This is a genomic window from Caulobacter sp. LARHSG274, assembly GCF_052871235.1.
Genome location: NZ_JBIXJO010000011.1, coordinates 86,252 through 107,351, shown reverse-complemented (window position 1 = coordinate 107,351; position 21,100 = coordinate 86,252). Strand labels below are relative to the sequence as shown.

General features: G+C 70.8%; 23 protein-coding genes. 9 read left to right on the top strand and 14 right to left on the bottom strand.

Annotation, left to right across the window (positions count from 1 at the left end):
- Nucleotides 1–7 precede the first annotated feature (7 nt).
- The 3 genes from ACIPQB_RS17495 to ACIPQB_RS17485 all read right to left on the bottom strand — a co-directional run bounded on the left by ACIPQB_RS17495 (nucleotide 8) and on the right by ACIPQB_RS17485 (nucleotide 2,322).
- Nucleotides 8–733, bottom strand: a complete 726-nt coding sequence (locus ACIPQB_RS17495) for a hypothetical protein (RefSeq protein WP_446486531.1) — start codon at nucleotides 731–733, stop codon at nucleotides 8–10.
- A gap of 170 nt (nucleotides 734–903) precedes the next feature.
- Nucleotides 904–1,440, bottom strand: a complete 537-nt coding sequence (locus tag ACIPQB_RS17490; protein WP_446486530.1) for a hypothetical protein — start codon at nucleotides 1,438–1,440, stop codon at nucleotides 904–906.
- Between the two features lie 105 nt (nucleotides 1,441–1,545).
- Complete coding sequence (locus ACIPQB_RS17485; RefSeq protein WP_446486529.1) at nucleotides 1,546–2,322, bottom strand: metallopeptidase family protein; 777 nt, start codon at nucleotides 2,320–2,322, stop codon at nucleotides 1,546–1,548.
- 146 nt (nucleotides 2,323–2,468) lie between these two features.
- Here ACIPQB_RS17485 and divL point away from each other — a divergent pair, with 146 nt between their 5' ends.
- Together divL and ACIPQB_RS17475 are read left to right on the top strand one after the other, a co-directional pair.
- The gene (divL, locus tag ACIPQB_RS17480; RefSeq protein WP_446486528.1) at nucleotides 2,469–4,781 is read left to right on the top strand and encodes a cell cycle protein kinase DivL; all 2,313 of its coding nucleotides are present in this window, start codon (nucleotides 2,469–2,471) and stop codon (nucleotides 4,779–4,781) included.
- Nucleotides 4,782–4,899: 118 nt separating this feature from the next.
- Nucleotides 4,900–5,439, top strand: a complete 540-nt coding sequence (locus ACIPQB_RS17475) for a hypothetical protein (protein ID WP_446486527.1) — start codon at nucleotides 4,900–4,902, stop codon at nucleotides 5,437–5,439.
- Between the two features lie 12 nt (nucleotides 5,440–5,451).
- Here ACIPQB_RS17475 and ACIPQB_RS17470 read toward each other — a convergent pair whose 3' ends face one another.
- The 9 genes from ACIPQB_RS17470 to ACIPQB_RS17430 all read right to left on the bottom strand — a co-directional run bounded on the left by ACIPQB_RS17470 (nucleotide 5,452) and on the right by ACIPQB_RS17430 (nucleotide 13,331).
- Nucleotides 5,452–5,772, bottom strand: coding sequence for a 2Fe-2S iron-sulfur cluster-binding protein (locus tag ACIPQB_RS17470; RefSeq protein ID WP_446486526.1), 321 nt, complete (start codon nucleotides 5,770–5,772; stop codon nucleotides 5,452–5,454).
- A 31-nt stretch (nucleotides 5,773–5,803) separates the two neighbouring features.
- Nucleotides 5,804–7,024 carry an NAD(P)/FAD-dependent oxidoreductase gene (locus ACIPQB_RS17465; protein WP_446486559.1) on the bottom strand — a complete coding sequence of 407 codons (1,221 nt, stop codon included), beginning with the start codon at nucleotides 7,022–7,024 and terminating at the stop codon, nucleotides 5,804–5,806.
- A gap of 97 nt (nucleotides 7,025–7,121) precedes the next feature.
- Nucleotides 7,122–7,904 carry a succinate dehydrogenase iron-sulfur subunit gene (locus ACIPQB_RS17460; protein WP_446486525.1) on the bottom strand — a complete coding sequence of 261 codons (783 nt, stop codon included), beginning with the start codon at nucleotides 7,902–7,904 and terminating at the stop codon, nucleotides 7,122–7,124.
- Nucleotides 7,905–7,915: 11 nt separating this feature from the next.
- Nucleotides 7,916–9,703: a succinate dehydrogenase flavoprotein subunit gene (sdhA, locus tag ACIPQB_RS17455; RefSeq protein ID WP_446486524.1), complete on the bottom strand. Its 1,788-nt coding sequence runs from the start codon at nucleotides 9,701–9,703 to the stop codon at nucleotides 7,916–7,918.
- Nucleotides 9,703–10,110 carry a succinate dehydrogenase, hydrophobic membrane anchor protein gene (sdhD, locus tag ACIPQB_RS17450; protein WP_446486523.1) on the bottom strand — a complete coding sequence of 136 codons (408 nt, stop codon included), beginning with the start codon at nucleotides 10,108–10,110 and terminating at the stop codon, nucleotides 9,703–9,705. Before sdhD ends, sdhA begins: the two co-directional genes overlap by 1 nt.
- Before the next feature lie 2 nt (nucleotides 10,111–10,112).
- Complete coding sequence (gene sdhC, locus ACIPQB_RS17445) at nucleotides 10,113–10,520, bottom strand: succinate dehydrogenase, cytochrome b556 subunit (protein WP_446486522.1); 408 nt, start codon at nucleotides 10,518–10,520, stop codon at nucleotides 10,113–10,115.
- 117 nt (nucleotides 10,521–10,637) lie between these two features.
- On the bottom strand, nucleotides 10,638–11,222 hold the full coding sequence (locus tag ACIPQB_RS17440) for an NUDIX domain-containing protein (protein ID WP_446486521.1): 585 nt from the start codon (nucleotides 11,220–11,222) through the stop codon (nucleotides 10,638–10,640).
- Nucleotides 11,223–11,239: 17 nt separating this feature from the next.
- A complete protein-coding gene (gene zapE, locus ACIPQB_RS17435) occupies nucleotides 11,240–12,358 on the bottom strand; it encodes a cell division protein ZapE (RefSeq protein WP_446486520.1) in 1,119 nt (372 codons plus the stop codon).
- Nucleotides 12,359–12,416: 58 nt separating this feature from the next.
- On the bottom strand, nucleotides 12,417–13,331 hold the full coding sequence (locus tag ACIPQB_RS17430) for a LysR substrate-binding domain-containing protein (protein WP_446486519.1): 915 nt from the start codon (nucleotides 13,329–13,331) through the stop codon (nucleotides 12,417–12,419).
- A gap of 112 nt (nucleotides 13,332–13,443) precedes the next feature.
- On the opposite strand from ACIPQB_RS17430, the gene ACIPQB_RS17425 reads away from it, so the two are divergent.
- Both ACIPQB_RS17425 and ACIPQB_RS17420 read left to right on the top strand, forming a co-directional pair.
- Nucleotides 13,444–14,193, top strand: coding sequence for an SDR family oxidoreductase (locus ACIPQB_RS17425; protein ID WP_446486518.1), 750 nt, complete (start codon nucleotides 13,444–13,446; stop codon nucleotides 14,191–14,193).
- Between the two features lie 84 nt (nucleotides 14,194–14,277).
- Nucleotides 14,278–14,478 carry a hypothetical protein gene (locus ACIPQB_RS17420; RefSeq protein ID WP_446486517.1) on the top strand — a complete coding sequence of 67 codons (201 nt, stop codon included), beginning with the start codon at nucleotides 14,278–14,280 and terminating at the stop codon, nucleotides 14,476–14,478.
- Here ACIPQB_RS17420 and ACIPQB_RS17415 read toward each other — a convergent pair.
- Nucleotides 14,459–14,680 carry a hypothetical protein gene (locus tag ACIPQB_RS17415; protein ID WP_446486516.1) on the bottom strand — a complete coding sequence of 74 codons (222 nt, stop codon included), beginning with the start codon at nucleotides 14,678–14,680 and terminating at the stop codon, nucleotides 14,459–14,461. The genes ACIPQB_RS17420 and ACIPQB_RS17415 overlap by 20 nt on opposite strands.
- On the opposite strand from ACIPQB_RS17415, the gene ACIPQB_RS17410 reads away from it, so the two are divergent.
- Entirely contained in the window at nucleotides 14,679–14,924 is a 246-nt protein-coding gene (locus tag ACIPQB_RS17410) for a hypothetical protein (RefSeq protein ID WP_446486515.1), read from the top strand. The two genes, ACIPQB_RS17415 and ACIPQB_RS17410, sit on opposite strands and share 2 nt — an antisense overlap.
- On the opposite strand, the gene ACIPQB_RS17405 is transcribed toward ACIPQB_RS17410, so the two are convergent.
- Entirely contained in the window at nucleotides 14,891–15,526 is a 636-nt protein-coding gene (locus ACIPQB_RS17405; protein ID WP_446486514.1) for a hypothetical protein, read from the bottom strand. The genes ACIPQB_RS17410 and ACIPQB_RS17405 overlap by 34 nt on opposite strands.
- 166 nt (nucleotides 15,527–15,692) lie before the next feature.
- On the opposite strand from ACIPQB_RS17405, the gene tsaE reads away from it, so the two are divergent.
- Genes tsaE through addB form a run of 4 tightly spaced genes read left to right on the top strand, consistent with a single transcriptional unit; the run spans nucleotide 15,693 to nucleotide 20,944 of the window.
- Nucleotides 15,693–16,145: a tRNA (adenosine(37)-N6)-threonylcarbamoyltransferase complex ATPase subunit type 1 TsaE gene (gene tsaE, locus ACIPQB_RS17400; RefSeq protein WP_446486513.1), complete on the top strand. Its 453-nt coding sequence runs from the start codon at nucleotides 15,693–15,695 to the stop codon at nucleotides 16,143–16,145.
- Nucleotides 16,135–17,232, top strand: coding sequence for an N-acetylmuramate/N-acetylglucosamine kinase AmgK (gene amgK / locus ACIPQB_RS17395; RefSeq protein WP_446486512.1), 1,098 nt, complete (start codon nucleotides 16,135–16,137; stop codon nucleotides 17,230–17,232). Before tsaE ends, amgK begins: the two co-directional genes overlap by 11 nt.
- Nucleotides 17,229–17,975 carry an N-acetylmuramate alpha-1-phosphate uridylyltransferase MurU gene (gene murU / locus ACIPQB_RS17390; RefSeq protein ID WP_446486511.1) on the top strand — a complete coding sequence of 249 codons (747 nt, stop codon included), beginning with the start codon at nucleotides 17,229–17,231 and terminating at the stop codon, nucleotides 17,973–17,975. The genes amgK and murU overlap by 4 nt, the downstream gene beginning before the upstream one ends.
- Complete coding sequence (gene addB / locus ACIPQB_RS17385; RefSeq protein ID WP_446486510.1) at nucleotides 17,972–20,944, top strand: double-strand break repair protein AddB; 2,973 nt, start codon at nucleotides 17,972–17,974, stop codon at nucleotides 20,942–20,944. Before murU ends, addB begins: the two co-directional genes overlap by 4 nt.
- Nucleotides 20,945–21,100 lie beyond the last annotated feature (156 nt).

Sequence of the window (21,100 nt, the reverse complement as noted above, 5' to 3'; positions counted from 1 at the left end):
TCCGATCCTAGCGGCTGGTCGTGCTGTAGAGGATCTGGGCCTGTTCGAAGTTCTTGCCGACCGAGCTGTCGTCCAGCTTCTTCAGGCGCATATAGACCAGACCGGCGTGGCCGTCGGCCCAGGCGTCGTCCCACGAGACGGTGAAGCGCTTGAAGTCGCTGCCGATCGTCTGGTCGTTGCGGATCAGCCGCAGCTGCGGCTTGTTCTCCCAGGTCGCCCAGTCGTGCAGGGCGGTGGCCAGGGCCTGGGCCTGGTCGTTGCCCTGGGCGTAGTTGATCGTGACGGTGCAGACGTTCTTGTTGGAGCCGGGGTTGTCGACCGCGATCATGTAGGGCTTGCCGATGTCGAGCACCCACTGCTCTTTCTTCTTCTTCATGCCCGCCGCCTTGGCCAGGCTGGCCACGTCGCCACCGACCACGGCCGGCTTGCAGACCTTGTCGAGCACGCCCAACAGCTGCAGCGAGACCGGATCGGTGGTCGGCGGCGGGCGCACGGGTTCGACATAGGCCGGGGCCGTGCCGGCAGGGGGCGCGGCCACCGGCGGCGCGGCCTGGTCAGCGGGGGCGCCGCCGATCGGAGCCTGGGCCGGAGCGGGGGTTGTCGGCGTCTGCATCGGCGCGGCGGGAGCCGCCGCCGGAGCCGGGGCGGTCTGTTCCTGAGCGAGGGCGGCGGTCGAGACCGCGCCTCCCAGCATCAGGACGGGCGCGATCAGGGTGGCGAGCGCAAGGCGCATGGTCGAGATATCCCCACTAGGCAAGAGGTCGGCATTAAAACCGACAGGCGTTCCCTCGCAACCCTTATGGTGACGGAATACGTCCGAGATTGGGCCACAGGTGTAATTTCTCTTCCCGAAAGGGTTCTCCCGTTATCCGGCGCCGATAGGAAGGCGCCGCGCCGGCGGCGTCAGGGCGTGCTGGTGTGCAGGAAAAAGTTCGGCGCGTTGGGGAAATTGGTGACCCCCACGGTCATCTTCAGCCCGGGATAGTTGGGCGAGATGTAATAACCTTGCTGGAGCAGCTCTTCATTCTCGTCGGTCTTCACGAACCCGGAACCGACGGCGATGCCGGCATGGATCATGATGTAGCGCAGCTTGTTGGAGAAGGCCGCGGGATTGGTCATCGGCTCCTTGGTCTCCTGGCCGTCATAATAGCCGACCTGGCAGATGCCGATGTTCGGCGATTGGGCGAGATAGAACCTGGACGTCGCGGGCGACACCCAGACCTTGGTCTGGGGCCCGGGGTAGAACGCCTTGATCGAGGCCGGAGCCGGCTTCCAGCCGAGCTTGGCGGCGGCGATCCCGACAGCCGCCGGATTGGTCCCGGCAGGCAGGCAGACCTGTTTGAAGACATCCACGACCTGCTGGCGGTAGGTCGGGCCGGCGTCCGCCGGACTCGCGGCGAACAGAACCGCCGCGGCCAGGATGAGTGTCGAAGCCTTCATGGCGATTTCCCCCGACGCCGAAAGGCGCGCGGCGAGGTTAGACTCAATCACGAGACGAAAAACAGCGTTATCTGCTCGCGACTCCTTCGTCGAGCGCGAGGGCCGCTATGAGCGCTCGACCTGATCGATGCCGGCGTCGCTGAAGCCGAAATGGTGGGCGACCTCGTGCACCAGGACGTGCTGCACGAGCGACTGGAAGCCGACCTCGCCTTCGCACCATTCGTCGAGGATCGGGCGGCGGAAAAGACGGATGGCCGAGGTCCCGGGAACGGCGTCGAACAGGCTGCGCCGGGTCAGGTCGACGCCTTCGTAGACGCCGGTCAGTTCGAAGGGGTCGGCGATGCCCAGGGCGTCGAGCGTCTCGTCGTCGGCGAACTCCTCGACCCGGACCTGCACGTCCCCCACCGCGGCCCGGATCGGCGGCGGCAGGCCCTCCAGCGCCCGGCCGGCGATCTCGGCGAAGTCCTCGAGCGAGGGCGCTAGTGTCCCGGACCAGTCCTCCAAGGGGCCGGCCTCGTAGTCCACGGGAATCCCCCCGACCTTGCCCAGTTCATAGGCCAGCACTTGGATGACCAGTTCGCCCAGCGCGACGTCGCCGCGCTCGCACCATTCGTCGAGGATCGGGCGGCGATAGAGGACGAACACCGGCGTCGAGGGATCGGACGCCTGGCGGGCGGGATCCGGGCCGGAGTAGAGGCCGGTCAACTCGAAGGGATCTTCGATCCCCAAGTCGTCGAGTAGCGCGTCGGCGGCGAAGTCCTCGACCTGGAACACCACCTCGCCGGCCTGGCGGCGGACGTCGGCCGGCAAGGCCTCGAAGGTCCGGCGGGCCAGGACAGCGAAATCGTCGGGCGAGGGCGCGAGGCGGTCGGTCCAGGTCATGGATCGTAGATAGGCCGATTGCCGGGGCTTACCAGCCTGGCGTCGGCGCGGAAAAGGCCGCGACAGCAGCGCTCATCGCGCTCTGGCCAGAGGCGTCCTAATCTGGGATTCTGATTCGCTAATCCTTGGGGCGCGCGACAAGCCTGATGACCTCGCCTGATCTGATCCTGGCCGCGACGGCCGGCGCGGTCTGCCTGGCGCTCTGCGCCACGCTCTGGGCGATGTCCCAGCGGCGGCGGTTCGAGGGCCAGCTGTCCCAGCTGCGCGCCCAGCTCGAAGGGCTGGAGCACGGCGGCCTGGCCGCCCAGGCCGCGGCCGAGGCCTTCGACACCGTGGTCGTGGCGGTGGAAGGCGGCGCGGCGCGGCTGGTCTCGGGCGAGGACGCCCTGGCCGTGTGCGCCCGGATCCTCGGCGCGCCGGCTGACGCCCAGGGCGTGGTCGACGCCCTGGCGGGGGCCGATCCGGACTACGCCCACAAGCTGGCCGGCCTGTTCGAGCGCGGCGAGGCCTGCGCCTTCGAGGCCCGCGCCGCCGACGGCGGGGTGTCGGTCGAGGGCCGGGCGACCGGGGCCCTGGCCTGGCTGCGCCTGACCGCCGCCGCCGCCGACCAGACCGGCCTGCCCGACGCCGTCCGCTTCGCGACCTTCCTCGACGGTCTGGTCGAGCCGGCCTGGATCTCAGGCGCCGACGGCACGCCGGTCTGGGGCAACGCCGCCTATCTGCGTGTCGTCGGCGCCGCCTCGGCGGCCGAGGCCGCGCGCGAGGGCAAGACCGTGGACCGGGCCGCCGACGCCCTGGCCGCCGAGGCAGCCAAGGTCGGCGAGCTGCGCGAAGTGGTGCGCTGGGTGCCGATCGACGGCCGCCGCCGGGCCCTGCGCTTCTCGGCCCAGCCGCTGGAGGGCGGCGGGGTCGGGGTGTTCAGCAGCGACGTCACCGAGGTCGAGGACATGCGCGACGCGCTGAAGAAGCACGTCGAGGCCCATGACGAGACCCTCAACCACATCGCCGACGCCGTAGCGATCTTCAGCCAGAGCCGCCGCCTGGCCTTCCACAACACCGCCTTCGCCGAGCTCTGGGGCCTGGAGCCGGCCTGGCTGGCCGAACGGCCGACCCACGGCGAGGTGCTCGACCGCCTGCGCCAGCGCCGCCGGCTGCCCGAGACGGTCGACTACGCGAAATGGAAGGCCGCCGAACTGGCCCGCTACGAGGACCTGGGACCGCAGCCCGACGAGATGTGGGACCTGCCCGACGGCCGCACCCTGCGCGTGGTGCGCCAGCCCCACCCGCTGGGCGGCATGCTGCTGCTCTATTCCGACATCACCGGCGAGCTGCGGCTGAAGGCCCAGTACAACGCCCTGATCCAGGTGCAGCAGGCCACGCTCGACAAGCTCAACGACGCGGTGGCGGTGTTCGGCTCGGACGGCCGGCTGCGGCTGCACAACGAGGCGTTCGAGAGCTTCTGGAACGTCTCGGCCCAGGCCCTGGAGGCGGCGGTCGATTTCGAGGGCGTGGTCGAGCTGTGCGTGCCGCGCCTGCACGACCTGAGCTTCTGGCGCGAGCTGAAGGGCCGGGTGGCCGATCCCGACCCGCAGATGCGCGCCCCGACCTCAGGCGAGACCCGCACCTCGGACAACCGCATCATCGTCTATCAGAGCCGGCCGCTGCCGGACGGGGCGACCCTGATCGCCTTCGCCGACGTCACCGACACCCGCGACCTGCAGGCCGCCCTGGCCGACCGCTCCCAGGCCCTGACCGAGGCCGAGCGGCTCAAGCGCGACTTCGTCGGCAACGTCTCCTACGAACTGCGCACGCCGCTGACGACGATCATCGGGTATTCGGAGCTGCTGGAGCGGGCCGACGGCCTGTCCGAGCGCAGCCGCGGCCACGTGGCTTCGGTGCGGGCCGCCGCCACCCAGCTGGCCCGCTCGATCGACGACGTGCTCGACATGGCCCAGATCGACGCCGGCGAGATGGCCCTGGAGATCGAGGACATCCGTGTCGCCGGCCTGATGAGCGACGCCCAGGAACGGGCCCTGAAGGCCGCCCAGATCGGCGGGGTGACCCTGTCGGTGGAGTGCGACAAGGACGTCGGCCTGATCCGCGGCGATCTCAAGCGGCTGTCGCAGATCCTCGACCACCTGGTCGAGAACGCCCTGCGCCAGACGCCGCCGGACGGGGTGGTGACCCTGTCGGCCCGCCGGGCCCTGGGCGAGGTGCGGCTGGATGTCTCCGACACCGGCCGCGGCGTGCCCTTCCACGTCCAGGCCCACATCTTCGACCGCTTCGTCGGCCGCGACCGCGGCGGCCCGGGCCTGGGCCTGGCCCTGGTCAAGGCCCTGGTCGAGCTGCACGGCGGCTGGGTGGCGCTGGAGAGCGAGCCGGGGGCGGGCTCGACCTTCACCTGCCACCTGCCCGAAACCCAGCAGCCGGGCGCGGCGCAGCCGGAGTTCGGGTTCTAGGCGCCGGCCCCGCGGCTCGACTCTTGATTGCCCGCGGCGGCTGCCTTAGCTTGGCTTCGGCTGAGACCGGCGTGGCCGCCTCGCCATCGCGGCGGAACGCACTGACGAGGCTGGGCCCATGGACTACGGTTTCCTCAACGCGCCGCTGCAGGCGGTGACCGCCCCCGGCTTCGACGTTTTTTCGCGGATGACGCTGCCGGGACTGCTGGCCGACGCCTGGTGCGCCGACTTCTACCGGAGCCGGCCCACCGCCCAGATCGTCAGCGTGCAGCTGGATCACTTCACCTATCTGTTCGATCTCGACAGCGAGCTGACGATCGCCGCCTACGGCCTGATGAACGGCCGCAACCGCCTGCCGCGCGACGCCAGCCGCATGGCTGGCCACCCCCACAGCGCCGGCCCCGCCTATCACCGCGGCCACCTGATCCCGCACAGCGGCCACGGCGGCACCGACATCAACCTGTTCGTGCAGCTGGGCTCGGTCAATATCGGCCCGTTCCGCCAGCTGGAGCGGCTGGCCGTGGCCAATCCCGGGGCGTTCTACTTCGTCTACCTGATCTACCCGCCCGGCCCGACCGACCGGCCGCTGAGGGTCGAGCAGGGCCTGTTCCTGGCCGGCGGTCCGCCGACCTTCGAGCTGAGGCGCTTCAACAACTAGCGGCAGATGCCGTCAGTGCTGGCTTTCCGGCAGCCGCACCACCAGGCCGTCCAGGGCGTCGGAAACCTTGATCTGGCACGACAGGCGGCTATTGGACTCGACGTTCTCGGCGAAGTCGAGCATCGACTCCTCCATCGCCGACTTGTCGCCGGTCTTGGACAGCCAGGCGTCGTCGACATAGACGTGGCAGGTGGCGCAGGCGCAGGCGCCGCCGCAGTCGGCGTCGATGCCCGGGACGTTGTTCTTCACCGCGCCTTCCATGACCGTCAGGCCTGGCTTGACCTCGATGACATGTTCTTCGCCGTCGTGCTCGATATAGGTGATCTTGGCCATGGGTCCCCTGGGCAGGTCGTGAACGGTCGTTCTACGCCGCGACGTCCTTCATGGAAATCGCCGCGTCCATCAGCCGGTCGATATCAATTCGCGTGCGTTTGGCGATCAGCTGCTTGCCGGCCATGAACTCGGGCGGGGCGTTGATCGCCTCGACCGCCTGGACCAGGTCGCCCTTCAGGTGGAAGACGGCGAACCTGGCGGCGGCGACGTCGCCGCGCACCACCTGGCGGTCGGCGTCGAACGGCAGGCCGGCGATCTGCAGTTTCAGGTCATACTGGTCGGACCAGAACCACGGCACCTCGTGCGGCGGCATCGGCTTGCCGGCGATGGCGGCGGCGGCCTGCTTGGCCTGCTCCAAGGCGTTGGGCACGCTCTCCAGCCGGAACTGGCGGTCGTAGTGCGGCAGCGGCCGGTGGGTGACGTCGCCGATGGCGAACACGTGCGGGTCGGCCGTACGGGCCTCGATGTCGACCACCACGCCGTTGGCGCAGTCCAGGCCCGCGTCCTTGGCCAGCTCGTCGTTGGGATGGGCTCCGACCCCGACCAGGGCCGCGTCGCAGGGCACGACCGCGCCGTCGCTGAGCCTGACCCCGGTGACATGGCCGTCCGCACCCTCAAAGCCGGCCACGCCGGCGCTGAGTTCGAACCTGACGCCGCGGGCGCCGTGATAGGCCTGGAAGAAGCTCGACAGGGTCTCGCAGGCCACCCGGGCCAGCACCCGTGACTCTCGCTCGATGATCGTCGCCTCGCCGCCGAGGGCGCGGGCCGAGGCGGCGGCCTCCAGGCCGACATAGCCGCCGCCGACCACCGCCAGGCGCTTGCCTGGACCGAGCGCGCCCTTCAGGGCCTCGGCGTCGGCCGCCGTGCGCAGGGCCAGGACGCCCGCCAGGTCGGCGCCGGGGATCGGCAGGGTCCTCGCCCGCGCCCCGGTCGCCAGGATCAGGTAGTCGTAGGAAAGCTGTTCGCCCGACGACAGCGTCACCGTCCGGGCGCCGCGGTTGAGGCTGGCGGCGGTGGCCCCCAGGCGCAACGAGACGCTCGCCTCTTCGTACCAGCTGTCGGGCTTGAGCTGCAGGCTCTCGGCGTCGGCCTCGCCCTTCAGCCAGGCCTTGCTGAGCGGCGGGCGCTGGTAGGGCAGCAGGGGCTCGTCGCCGATCAGCACGATCGGGCCGGTATGGCCGTACTGGCGCAGGAAGGCGGCGGCCGAACCGCCGGCATGGCCGGCGCCGACGATGACGACACGACTGTTCAGGTCGCCGGTGCCCGCTTGGCTCAAGGCCGCATCCTCCCGCTCAGACAAAAATGACGGCGACGTCACCTTCTGGCAAGGTCGCCGTCACCCTAGAGGATCAGACGACGCGCTCGACCAGCATCTTCTTGATCTCGGCGATCGCCTTGGCCGGGTTCAGGCCCTTGGGGCAGACCTGGGCGCAGTTCATGATCGTGTGGCAGCGATAGAGCTTGAACGGGTCCTCAAGGCTGTCGAGGCGCTCGCCGGTGGCTTCGTCGCGGCTGTCGATCAGCCAGCGATAGGCGTGCAGCAGGGTGGCGGGACCCAGATACTTGTCGCCGTTCCACCAGTAGCTGGGGCACGAGGTCGAGCAGCAGGCGCAGAGAATGCACTCGTAGAGGCCGTCCAGCTTGGAGCGGTCCTCCGGCGACTGCTTCCACTCGGTCTGCGGCTCGGGCGTGGTGGTGTGCAGCCACGGCTCGATCGAGGCGTACTGGGCGTAGAACAGCGTCAGGTCGGGGATCAGGTCCTTGACCACCGGCTGGTGCGGCAGCGGGCTGATCTGCACGGCCTTGCCGGGGGTGTCGGCGTGGCCGTGGGTGCAAGCCAGGGTGTTGCGGCCGCCGATGTTCATGGCGCAGGAGCCGCAGACCCCTTCGCGGCACGAGCGGCGGAAGGCCAGGGTCGGGTCGATGGTGTTCTTGATGTAGAGCAGGGCGTCCAGGACCATCGGGCCGCAGGCCTCGACGTCGACCTCGTAGGTGTCCCAGCGCGGATTGCGGCCGTCTTCCGGATCGTAGCGATAGACCTTGAACGCGCGTGTCTTCTTGGCGCCGGCGGGCGCGGGCCAGTGCTTGCCGTTCTGGACGGTGGAGTTCTTGGGGAGCGTGAGCTGGACCATCGATCGTACCCTCAGTACACGCGCTGTTTCGGCGGGATGTAGTCGATGTCCTTGGACATGGTGTAGCTGTGCACCGGCCGGAAATCGATGTTCACCTGGCCGGTCGACTGGTCGAGCCAGGCCAGGGTGTGCTTCATCCAGTTGGCGTCGTCGCGCGTGGAGAAGTCCTCGCGGGCGTGGGCGCCGCGGCTTTCGGTGCGGTTGACCGCCCCGGCCACGGTGACGACCGCCTGGCCGATCAGGTTGTCGAACTCCAGGGTCTCCATCAGGTCGGTGTTCCACACCAGCCCGCGGTCGCTGACCTTGATGTCCTTGGCCTTGTCCCAGACCACGCCCAGGCGCTTGAGGCCGCCTTCCAGGGTCTCGCCGGTGCGGAACACCGCGGCGTCCTCCTGCATGGCCCTTTGCATCTCAAGACGCAGGGCGGCAGTCGGCTGATTGCCGTTGGCGTTGCGGTAGCGGTCGAAGCGGGCCAGGTGCGGATCGGTCTGGCTGGCCTTCAGCTCCGGCTGGGTGGCCATCGGCTTGAGGATCTCGGCGCAGCGCAAAGCTGCGGCGCGGCCGAACACCACCAGGTCGATCAGGCTGTTGGAGCCCAGGCGGTTGGCGCCGTGCACCGAGACGCAGGCCGCCTCGCCCACGGCCATCAGGCCGGGGATCACCTGGTCGGGATTGTCGCCCGACTTGGTGACGACCTCGCCGTGATAGTTGGTCGGGATGCCGCCCATGTTGTAGTGGACGGTCGGCAGCACCGGGATCGGGGCCTTGGTGACATCGACGCCGGCGAACACCTTGGCGGTCTCGGAGATGCCGGGCAGACGCTCGTGCAGGATCTTCGGGTCCAGGTGGTCCAGGTGCAGGAAGATGTGGTCCTTGTTGGGACCCACGCCGCGACCTTCGCGGATCTCGATGGTCATGGCCCGGCTGACCATGTCGCGCGGGGCCAGGTCCTTCACGGACGGGGCGTAGCGCTCCATGAAACGCTCGCCCTCCGAATTGGTCAGGTAGCCGCCCTCGCCGCGGGCGCCCTCGGTGATCAGGCAGCCCGCGCCGTAGATGCCGGTCGGGTGGAACTGGACGAATTCCATGTCCTGCAGCGGCAGGCCGGCCCGCAGGGCCATGGCGTTGCCGTCGCCGGTGCAGGTGTGGGCCGAGGTGGCCGAGAAGTAGGCGCGGCCGTAGCCGCCGGTGGCCAGGATCACCATCTGAGCCTGGAAGCGGTGCAGGGTGCCGTCATCCAGCTTCCAGGCGGTGACGCCGCGGCAGACGCCGTCTTCCATGATCAGGTCGAGGGCGAAGTACTCGATGAAGAACTCGGTGTCGTGCGCCAGGGACTGGCCGTACATCGTGTGCAGCATGGCGTGACCCGTGCGGTCGGCCGCCGCGCAGGTGCGCTGGATCGGGCCTTCGCCGAAGTTCTTGGTCATGCCGCCGAAGGCGCGCTGGTAGATCTTGCCGTCGACGGTGCGCGAGAACGGCACGCCCCAGTGCTCAAGCTCGTAGACCGCCGCCGGGGCGTTGCGGGTCAGGTACTCGATGGCGTCCTGGTCGCCCAGCCAGTCCGAGCCCTTGACGGTGTCGAACATGTGCCAGCGCCAGTCGTCCTGGCCCATATTGCCCAGCGAGGCCGAGATCCCGCCCTGGGCGGCGACCGTGTGGCTGCGGGTCGGGAACACCTTGGTCACGCAGGCGGTCTTCAGACCCGCTTGCGCGCAGCCGAGCGCGGCGCGCAGGCCCGAGCCGCCGGCCCCGACGACGACGACGTCGAACTTGTGGTCGATGAACTTGTAGGCCGACATCAAAAGGCTCCGGTGAAGGCGACCTTGAGGATCGACACGACCCCCACGGCGCCGCCGAGGACGCAAAGGAACAGGTTGCCGACCACCAGGATCGACTTGATCACGAAGCCCTCGACATAGTCCTCGATCACCACCTGGACGGCGCCCTTGAGGTGGACCAGGGCGACGACGATCAACAGGCAGAGCAGGGCGGTGTTGAGCGGGATCGACACCCAGTCGACCGCCCCCTCATAGCCGATGCCGGCCAGCCGCAGGCCGGCGAACAGGCCCCACAGGGCCAGGGGGATCAGGGCCAGGCCCGAGACCCGCTCGGTGACGAAGTGGCCGACGCCGTGGTGCGAGGCGCCCAGGCCGCGGGCCCGGGAGATCGGCGTGCGGAACCGGCCGGCGGTGGGAGGATTGGCCATGATCAGAGCGCTCCGGTTTGGGCGGCGATCACCCAGACCACGATGGCGCCGACCACCGCGAAGGCGATGGCGCAGGCGCCGGACATGTCTGCGACCTTGGGGGTGAAGCCCTGGCCCGCGTCCCAGAACGTCTGGCGGACGGTGTAGGCCAGGTTGAACAGCAGGGCGAAGGTCAGGCCGAACAGCACCAGCTTGCCGATCGGCGAGCCGAGCAGGCCGGTGTAGCCGGCATAGGCGTCGGGACCCGAGGCCAGGGCCAGGGCCCAGCCGGCCAGCAGCAGCACGCCGACATAGAGGGCCATGATGCAGCCCCGGTGCAGGATCGAGCAGGCCATGGTGACATGCCAGCGCCAGACCTGCAGGTGCGGCGACAGTGGGCGCTCGGGAAGTCCCCCGCTGGTGTCGGTCATGAAAACGTCCAACCCTTTGGTTTTGTGCGTTGCGGGACGCTTTGTAAGCGCGGCGCCCCCCTTGTCAACGCAGCCGCCCTTGTTGAGAAACGTTCTCAGCTTTGCCGTAGGGGCCCTCTAGGACCGCCACAGGTTCAGCGCCGCGTACTGCAGCAGCATGATGGTCTTGGCGTCGCGGATCTCGCCGGTGGCGATCATCGCCAACGCGTTGTCGATCGTGCGCTCCAGCACCTCGATCTCCTCGCCCTCGTCAATCAGCCCGCCGCCCTCGGACACCTTCATGCCGGCGTCGTACTCGGCCACGAAGAAGTGCAGGGTCTCGGTCACCGCGCCCGGGCTCATGAACGCCTCGAACACCTTGCGCACCGCGGTCAGACGGTAGCCGACCTCCTCCTCGACCTCGGCGCGGATGCGGTCCTCGGGCGAGGCGTCGTCCAGCAGACCGGCGGCCGCCTCGACCAGCAGGTCGTCATAACCGCTGACATAGGCGGCGTAGCGGAACTGCCGGGTCAGCAGCACCGTGCGGCGGTCAAGATTGTAGGGCAGCAGGACGGCGCCGTCGCCGCGGTCATAGGTCTCGCGGCTCATCGTCCGCCACTGGCCGTCGTTGCTGCGCCAGTCGAAGGTGGTCTTCTTCAGCAGATAATGATCGTCGGACAGCAGCTGGACGTCGCGCACGCGGATCCGGTCGGAGACGCTCATGATTTCAGTCCCTTAGCTCAGTCCCGGATGCGGGCCACATAGTCAGCCGAACGCATTTCCTGCAGGCGCGAGACCGTGCGCTCGAACTCGAACGACCCGTCGCCAGCCGGGTAGAGGGCCTCCGGTTCGCCGTCGGCCAGGGCGACCAGCTTGGCGTCGGCCTCGTAGAGGGCGTCGACCAAGGTGTTGAACCGCTTGGCCGCGTCGCGCCGCTCGGGCGTCAGCGTCGGCACGTCCTCGAGGAACAGGGTGTGGAAGCGCGCGGCGATCGCCAGATAGTCCTGCGGCCCCAGGGCCTGCTGGCACAGGCTGGCGAACGAGGCCCGCAGCAGGCCCCCGGCGGCGCGCGGGAAGTGCATCTTGCGGCCCAGCACCTCGATCTTGCCGCCGGTTTCCTCGGCTCCATCGAGCATGTCGCGCCACAGCCGGTCGAACTCGGCGGCGTTGGCCTTGTCGTCGGGGGCCAGCCAGGTGCGGGCGGCCCGCAGCCGGTCGAGGCGGAAGTCGACCGGCCCGCGCACGGCGACCACGTCCATCTTCTCCTTCAGCATGGCGATGAACGGCGTGAAGAGCTGGCGGTTGAGGCCGTCCTTGTAGAGATCGTCGGGCGGGCGGTTGGAGGTGGCCACCAGGGTCACGCCCTGGGCGAACAGGGCCTCGAACAGCCGGCCCAGGATCATCGCATCGGCGATATCGGTGACCTGCAGCTCGTCGAAGCACAGCAGGCGGGCCTGGGCGGCGATCAGGTCGGCGGTCGGGACGATCGGATCGTCGCCCTTGTGCTGGCCGAATCGCGCCTTGCGCTCGGCCGCGTCGCCCTTGCGCCAAGCGTCGATGTGGGCGTGGATCTCGGCCATGAACACATGGAAGTGGACGCGGCGCTTGCGGCCGACCGGGGCGCTGTCGAAGAACAGGTCCATCAGCATCGACTTGCCGCGCCCGACCGGACCCCAGAGATAGACGCCCCTCTGGCCCTTGGGCTTGCGGCCGAACAGCGAAAAGCCCGGCTCGCCGGCGCTGTCGAGGTCGGCTTCCAGCCGCGACAAGGCGTCGACGGCGCCGGCCTGGGCGACGTCGGGCTTGATCTCGCCCTGGGCCAGGCGCTCTCGGTAGGCGGTGCGGACGGATGTGGGCATCGCCGGTCCGGTTAGCGCGCCGGGGCCCGCGGGGAAAGACCCGAAAGGTCCATGGGCCTCAGGAACCGCGTTCGGCCAGGCGCAGGCGCCCGCGCATGAACTCGACGAAGGCCCGCAGCGGGGCCGAGGCGCCCAGGCGGCTGGGATAGTAGAGATGCCAAGCCGTCGGACCGGCCAGATAGGGGTCGAGCACCCGCTCCAGCCGTCCGGCCGCCACATGTTCGGCCACCAGGGGCTCGGGCTCGTAGGCCAGGCCCAGCCCCTCGATCGCCTTTTCGACGAGGAAGCCGAAGTCGTTGAGGCTGAACGGCCCCTCGACCGCCACCTCGAACTCGCGGCCGCCCTCGGCGAACTCCCAGCGGTAGTCGTGGCGGCGGGTCAGCTGGAAGACGTTCAGGCACGGAAAGCCCTTCAGGTCGCGGGGATGGGCGGGCCGGCCCAGCCGCTCCAGCAGGGCAGGGGCGGCGACGACGCAGAACTGGAAGGCCGGCGAGACCCGCACCGCCACCATGTCCGGCGCGATCATCTCGCCCAGTCGCAGGCCGACGTCGAAGCCCTGGTCGATGATGCTGACCGAGGTGTCGTCGACCGCCACCTCCAGCCGCACGTCGGGGAAGGCGCGGGAAAAGTCGGCCATGGCCGGGGCCAGCACCATGCCGAACGCCAGACGCGACACCGTCAGCCGGACGCGGCCGGCCGGACCCTCGCCCAATGACCGGGCCGCCGCCGTCGCCGCCTCCATGGCCTCGACCGCCGGCCGGGCGCCGTCCAGGAACCGGCGACCCGCCTCGGTCAGGCCGACCTCCCGGGTGGTGCGGGCGAACAGGGCCACGCCGATCCGCGCCTCCAGCTGCTTGACCGCATGGCTGACCGCCGCCGGCGTCACCTGCAGGTCGGCCGCGGCGGCGGTGAAGCTGCGCCGGCGGGCGACGGCGGCGAAGGCGACGACGCCGTCCATCAGGTCACGCTGCATTATCAAATTCCCTTTGAAACGACGTTCAAACTATCAACAATTATCGCGGCGGGGTCGATCCCTCATCTTCTGGCCAGGGGGCGAGACGCCCCCAAGCACAAGGAGATCCGCCATGACCGCCAACAGCAATATTTCGGGCAAGGTCGTCGTCGTCACCGGGGCCAGCAGCGGCCTGGGCGAAGCGACCGCCCGCCATCTCGCCGCCAAGGGCGCCCGCCTGGTGCTGGCCGCGCGCCGGATCGACCGGCTGCAGGCCCTGGTCGCCGAGATCGCCGCCGCCGGCGGCCAGGCCGTCGCCGTCCAGACCGACGTCGCCGTCAAGGCCGAGGTCGAGGCGATGATCGCGGCCGGCGTCCAGGCCTTCGGCCGGGTCGACGTGCTGGTCAACAATGCCGGCTACATGGCCATCGCCCCGATGTCGGCGGCCAAGACCGACGAGTGGGACCGGATGATCGACATCAACATCAAGGGCCTGCTGTACGGCATCGCCGCCGCCCTGCCGGTGTTCGAGCGCCAGGGTTCCGGCCACTTCGTCAACATCGCCTCGATCGGCGGCCGCAAGGTCTTCAGCCCGGGCGGCGCGGTCTACAGCGGCACCAAGTTCGCCGTGCAGGCCATTTCCGAAGGCCTGCGCCACGAGGTCGGCGGCCGGATCCGCACGACGGTGATCTCGCCGGGCGCGGTCGACAGCGAACTGAAGCTGGGCAGCTCGGATCCGGAATCGCGCAAGAGCCTGGACGAATTCTACAAGATCTCGATCCCGGCCGAGGCGATCGCCCGCGCCATCGCTTACGCGGTCGAGCAGCCGGCCGATGTCGACGTCAACGAAATCGCCATCCGCCCGACCGCCCAGGACTTCTGACCTCCGGACCCTGATCGCCTCCGGCCGCGGAACGTGGCTGGAGGCGAGTTTGTTTCCTCTCCTGCAACGTCAGAGGAGTCCGTCATGGCCCAGGCCGAAGACCGCAGCCGCACGCCCATCCCTTCCGACCTCGCGCCCGAGGGCGAAACCCAGGCGATCTACGACGCCGACGACAATCTCGAAATCGACGCCGGCGACGAACCGCGCAACGACGAGCTCGACCAGCAGCACGGCCGCAAGACCCGCCAGGCCCGCAAGGACGAGATCAGCCGGCGGCCGATTTGAGCGGGCCGTAGCACTCGATGAGGTCTTTCAGGAGTTCGCGCCGCCAGTCTTCCAGGCCGGCCGACGCGAGCGCCGTTTCGGCGGCGGACGCCACGCGGTCGACCTCTTCGCCTGGCGCGGCCTCCACGCTCTCCAGAATGTAAAGCGCTTCATGCGCAACTTCGTAGTTCCCCGTCCACCAAGCCGGCGAGAAACGCGACATGCCTGGAGCAATCCAGATAGCGAAGCGCGTGGACGAGCGTCCCACGACGGTTGCGAAGATCTTCCCGGTCGATCAGCCGCGTGAGCGGTTCGAATACCTCCTGTCGGCCCGTCTCGGCCAGGTCGAGCGCCAAGGCGTTGCGTTCGGCGTCGTTCGCGACCGCCTCAAGGCGGACAAGTCCCTGTCGAAACTCGTCTTCGGACAAGGTCATCAAATCCCCAGGTCCTTGCGTACGAAGCGGTAGGTCTCGCGGCGTTCGCAGGCGCAGGCCTTCATCTTGCCGTCCTTGCTCCACCAGACCAGCAGCGGATAGGCGAAGCTGACGCCGTTGTCCTTGAGCAGCGGCCGCAGGTCCTCGACGGTCTTGCGGCCGGCCTCGATCACCGCCGTGCGGGCCAGGTCGCCGTCGGCCGGCTTGAGCCCGGCCGCGGTCCAGGCCTCGACCGGCGTGGCGTCCCAGCGTTCCGACAACGCCCAGCTGCGGTTGACCCACAGCTCGGCCACCGTCGCCCGCTCGGCCGGCGTCGACTTGGGCACGCCGTTGCGGTCGGCGCGGGCGATCTCGATCAGCCGGGTGTCGACCCCGGCCTTGTGCAGGCGCGGATATTCCTCGTGCTTGAAGCGCACGCAGTCGGGGCAGGTGCGGAAGCTGACCATGTAGAGCTTCGCTCCGCCCAGGCCCGGCGACACCCAGCCGGAGGTTTCCAGGATCTTGGCGATCTCGGCCTGGTGACGGGTGATGGTCTTGGGCCGCCAGCGCAGTTCGAAGTTCCAATAGGCCCACAGACCGGCCCCGAGGGCGACCAGCACGGCGACGGCGACGATCCAGCGGCCGAGGTTTTTCATCACGCGCTCCTGGCGGTTCCTCCTCCTAGGGTCGAACGCCGCGGCCGTCGCGTCAAATTTCCTGTCGGCGAGGCCGGCCGCGCCTTGGAGGCGGGGCGCGCCATGTTCTAGAGATCGTCCGCGGGTCGATCTTTCGAGCGCCCGCCTGCCAGGGACGGCGCCGCCCGTGATCGAAGTGTTTCTGCCCGACGAGGCCGCCACCCAGACCCTCGGCCAGGGGCTGGCCGGCGTGCTGCGGCCCGGCGACGCCGTCTGCCTGACCGGACCGCTGGGGGCCGGCAAGTCGACCCTGGCCCGGGCCCTGGTCCGCGCCCTGACCTCGCCCGACGAGGAGGTGCCCAGCCCGACCTTCACTTTGGTGCAGTTCTATGACGGCCCGGCCTTCCCGGTCGCCCATTTCGACCTCTACCGCCTGACCGACCCCGACGAGGCCTATGAGATCGGCCTTGAGGAGGCGCTGGAGGACGGCGCGGCCCTGATCGAGTGGCCGCAGCGGCTGCAGGGCCGTCTGCCGACGGACCGACTCGATATAGACATCACCCCCAGCGCGGACGGCGCGGCGCGCCGCGCCCGCCTGACGCCGCACGGCAGTTTCGAAGGACGCAAGCTTGAGCCCTGATCGCGACACGGCCCGGGAAGCGGCCAAGGCGGCGTTCCTGGCCGCCCATGGCTTCGGCGACGTTCGCCGCGAGCCGCTGGGCGGCGACGCCTCGACCCGCAGCTACGAGCGCCTGCATCGTGGCGGCGACAGCTTCATCTTCATGGACCAGCCGCCGTCGATCGAGACCGCGCCCTGTCCGCCGGACGCGACCCCGGCCGAGCGCGCCGCCCTCGGCTACAACGCCCTGGCCCGCCTGGCCGCTGGCCGGGTGGACGCCTTCGTCGCCTGCGCCGGCTGGCTCCGCGCCCAGGGCCTGTCGGCCCCCCAGGTGCTGGCCGCCGATCCGGCCGCGGGCCTGGCGGTGCTGGAGGACCTGGGCGACGACCTCTACGCCCGCCTGATCGAGGCCGGGGCCGACGAGGCCCCGCTCTACGACGCCGCCGTCGACGGCCTGCTGACCCTGCACGCCGCCCCGACGCCGGGAGTGCTGGCCTATGGCGGCTCGACCTGGCCGCTGCTGACCTATGACGGCCTGGCCCTGAAGACCGCCCACGACATCTTCGTCGAATGGATGCCGCGGTTCCGGCCCGTGACCCTCGACGCCGCCACCCTGGCCGACTGGGAGGCGCTGTGGGCCCCGATCCGGGCCCGGGGCGAGGCCGGCGCCACGGTGTTCTGCCACCGCGACTATCACGCCGAGAACCTGATCTGGCTGCCCGACCGCCAGGGCGCGGCCCGGGTCGGGCTGCTGGACTTCCAGGACGCGGTGCTGGCCCATCCGGCCTGGGACCTGTCGATGCTGCTGCACGACGCCCGCCGCACGGTGTCGCCGCAGCGCGAGGCCGCCGGCCTCGACCGCTACCTGGCCGGCAGGCCCGACCTCGACCGGGTCGCCTTCCTGGCCGACTACCACGCCCTGGGGGCGCTCAACATCGTGCGCATCCTGGGCATCTTCGCCCGCCTGGTGACCCGCGACGGGAAACCGCGCTACGCCGATTTCGTGCCGCGGCTGTGGACCTATCTCGACGCCTGTTTCGCCAATCCGGCGCTGGCCGGGCTGAAGGCCTGGTTCGACGCCCATGTTCCGGCCGAGGTCCGCCGATGAGCGCCGCTGCGAACACGCCCAGGGTCGCCATGGTCCTGGCCGCGGGCCTGGGCACCCGCATGCGGCCCCTGACCGACGACCGGCCCAAGGCCCTGGTCGAGGTCGGCGGCAAGGCGCTGATCGACCATATGCTCGACCGCTTGGCCGCCGCCGGGGTCGAGACCGCGGTGGTCAATGTCCACTATTTCGCCGACCGGCTGGAGGCGCACCTGGCCGCCCGCACGGCCCGGGGCCTTGGTCCGCGCATCGTCATCTCCGACGAGCGCCCGCAGGCGCTGGAGACCGGCGGCGGCGTCAAGCAGGCCCTGCCCCTGCTCGGCGACGAGCCCATCTTCGTGGCCAATATCGACTCGGTGTGGCTCGAGCCCGCCGGCGCGGCGATCGACGCCCTGGTCCGGGCCTGGGACCCCGCCCGGATGGAGGTCTGCCTGATGCTGGCCCCCACCGTCGGGTCCCTGGGCTTCCACGACAGCGGCGACGTGTTTCTCCGAGAAGACGGCGCGGTGCGGTTCAAGGCCGCCGGCGAGATCGCGCCCCTGGTCTATGTCGGCGTCCATATCTGCAAGCCGGCCGTGGTCGCCGACGGTCCCGACGGGCCGTTCTCGCTGACTCCGATCTGGAAGGCCCTGGCCGCCGAAGGCCGGGTGCACGGCGTCGCCCCCGACGGCCTGTGGATGCATGTCGGCGATCCCGAGGCGGTCGCCGCCGCCGAGGCCCGGCTGGCCAGCAAGAGCCTGGCATGAGCGCGGCGGGCCCCTTTTCCACCTCGGGGCCGCGCTGGTTCTCGATCCCCGCCCACCGCCCCTTCGTCGAGGACCTAGCGCGCGGCCTGCTGGCCGCCCTGGCCCCGCTCGGTCCCGAGGCCCTGCCGCAGGCGACGGTCCTGACCCCGACCCGCCGCGGCGCCCGAGCCCTGGCCGACGCCTTCGTGGCGGTCGGCGGCGGCAAGGCCCTGCTGCTGCCGCAGATCCGGCCGCTGGGCGACCTGGACGAGGGCGAGCCGCCGTTCGAGCCCGGCGAGCTGAGCCTGGACCTGCCGCCCGCGGTGTCGTCGCGCCGGCGGCGGTTCGAACTGGCCCGGCTGGTGGCCGAGCACGCCGACCTGCTGGATTTCCGCCCCCAGGCCGGCCAGGCCCTGGAGATGGCCAAGGCCCTGGCCGACTTCCTCGACAGCTGCCAGATCGAGGAGGTCGTGGTCGGCGACGGTCGGCTGGAGGACCTGGCCGAGGGCGACCTGGCCCGGCACTGGCAGGTCTCGGCCCGGTTCCTGAAGGCGATCCTGACCGCCTGGCCGGTTCGGCTGGAGGAACTGGGCCTGATCGACGTCAGCGACCGCCGGGTGCGGCTGCTCAACGCTCTGGCCGACCAGTGGACGGCCCAGCCGCCGCCGGGCGTGCTGGTCGCCGCCGGCTCGACCGGCACCGCCCCCGCCACCGCCCGCCTGCTGGGGGTGATCGCCGGCCTGCCGCAGGGGGCGGTGGTGCTGCCCGGCCTCGACGAGGGCCTGGCCGAGGACGCCTGGGAACAGGTCGGCGAGCAGCATCCGCAGGGCGCCATGCGGCGGCTGCTGGATGGGGCCGGGGCGACCCGCGCCGACGTCCGTCCCTGGGTCCCCGAGGCCGACAGCCGCGGCCGCTGGCGCCGGCGGCTGATCAACGAGGCCCTGCGGCCGGCCGAGACCACCGCCGACTGGCTGGCCCAGATCGACCGGCTGCGGGCCGAATCGACCGACGTCGATCCGATCGCCGAAGGCCTCAAGGGCCTGTCCCTGCTCAGCGCCCGCACCGAGGAGGAGGCGGCCAGCGCCTGCGCCCTGCTGCTGCGCGAGGCCCTGGAGACCGAGGGCCTGACCGCCGCCCTGGTGACGCCTGACCAGGAGCTGGCCCGCCGAGTCAGCGCCCGCCTGGCCCGCTGGGGCGTGGTCGCCGACAGCTCGGCCGGCGCGCCTCTGGCCGCCAGCCCGGCGGCGATCCTCGCCCAGCATCTGGCCGCCCTGGCGGTCGCGCCGCTGGACCCGGTGCGGCTGCTGGCCGTGGCCAAGCATCCGCTGCTGGGCGCCGAGCCCTTCGCCGCCCGCGACCTGGAGCTGAAGGGCCTGCGCGGCCCAGCCCCGCGCGACGCCAATCAACTGCGGGCCAAGCTTGAGAACCACCCCGACGCCCTGGCCCTGGCCGAGCGGGTGCTGGCCGCCGCCGGCCGCGCCGCCGCTCCCTATATCGACGACCAGGCCCAGCCGGCCGCCGCGGCCCGCGCCCTGGTCGAGAGCCTGGAGGCCCTGGCCGATCCCGCCGAGCTGTGGGCGGGGGCGGCGGGCGAGAGCCTGGCCGGCCTGCTGTCGTCGCTGATCACCGACGGCCTGGCCCTGCCGCCGGCCACGCCCCTGGGCTTTGCCGACCTGCTCGACCGGCTGGTCAACGAGGAGACCGTGCGCACCGGCGGCGCCACCCATCCGCGGCTGCGCATCCTGGGGGCCATCGAGGCGCGGCTGGTGCGGGCCGACCGGCTGATCCTGGCCGGGCTGGAGGAGGGGATCTGGCCGCGGGGGGCGCCGATCGATCCGTTCCTGTCGCGGCCGATGCGCGGCCGCCTGGGCCTGCCGCCGCCCGAGCGCCGCATCGGCCTGACCGCCCACGACTTCGCCCAGGCCGCCTGCGCGCCCGACGTGGTGCTGGTCCATAGCGAGCGGCGCGGCGGGGCCCCGGCCGTCGAGAGCCGCTGGCTGTGGCGGCTGAAGACCCTGGCCCGCGGCGCCCAGCTGACCCTGGCCGAGCGTCCCGACGTCCTGGCCTGGGCGCGCGACCTCGACGCCCCCGGCCCCTACGCCCCGATCGCCCGCCCGGCCCCGACCCCGCCGGTCGCCGACCGGCCGCGGCGGATGGCCGTCACCCGCATCGAGGCCCTGACCCGCGACCCCTACGCCGTCTGGGCCCGCGACATCCTCAAGCTCTATCCGCTCGACCGCCCCGACGAGCCGGTCGAGGCCCGGGCTCGCGGCACCGCCATCCACGCCGCCTTCGAGACCTTCTCGCGCGACCATCCCGGCCCGGTGCCGAGCGACGCCGCCGAGATCTTCGCCGGCCTCTATCTCGATGAACTGGTCAAGGCCGGCATGCCGCCGGCCGCCCTGGCCCGCGAACGCGCCCTGGCCCGCGAGGCGGCCCTGTGGGTCGCGGCGCTGGAGACCCGCCGCCGGGCCGGGGCCGAGCGCATCGTCGTCGAGGCGGCCGGCGAACTGACCCTCGACATCGGCGGTCGGCCGTTCACCGTCACCGCCAAGGCCGACCGCATCGAGCCGACCCCCGAGGGCCTGGCCCACATCCTCGACTACAAGACCGGCGCCGCGCCGTCGAAGAAGCAGGTCGAGACCGGCTTTTCGCCGCAGCTGACCCTGACGGCCGCCATCCTGCGCGAGGGCGGCTTCCCCGAGGTCGGCCGCCGCGAGCCCGGCGACCTGACCTATCTGCGGGTCACCGGCCGCAAGCCGGCCGGCGTCGAGGAGGTCCGGGCGACCGCGGGCCCCGACAGCCAGGCGGCGGCGATCAAGGCCCTGGACGGGTTGCGCGAGCTGGTCGAGCGGTATGACGATCCCGGCCAGCCCTATCTGTCGCGGGTGGCCCCGCAGTTCGTCCACGACCATGCCGGCGACTACGGCCACCTGGCGCGGGTGTTCGAATGGTCGACCAGCGGCGACGACGCGGAGGGGGCGGAGTGAGGTCGCTTTTTGATCCCTCTCCCACAGGGAGAGGGCGGGGCCCGTCGCGAAGCGACGGGAGGGTGAGGGGTTTCGCCGTCGGCCGTCTCCGCGCCGATCTTTCCGCGCGACAACCCGAAAGGCCTTACCCCCTCACCCTCCCACGCCCATTGGGCG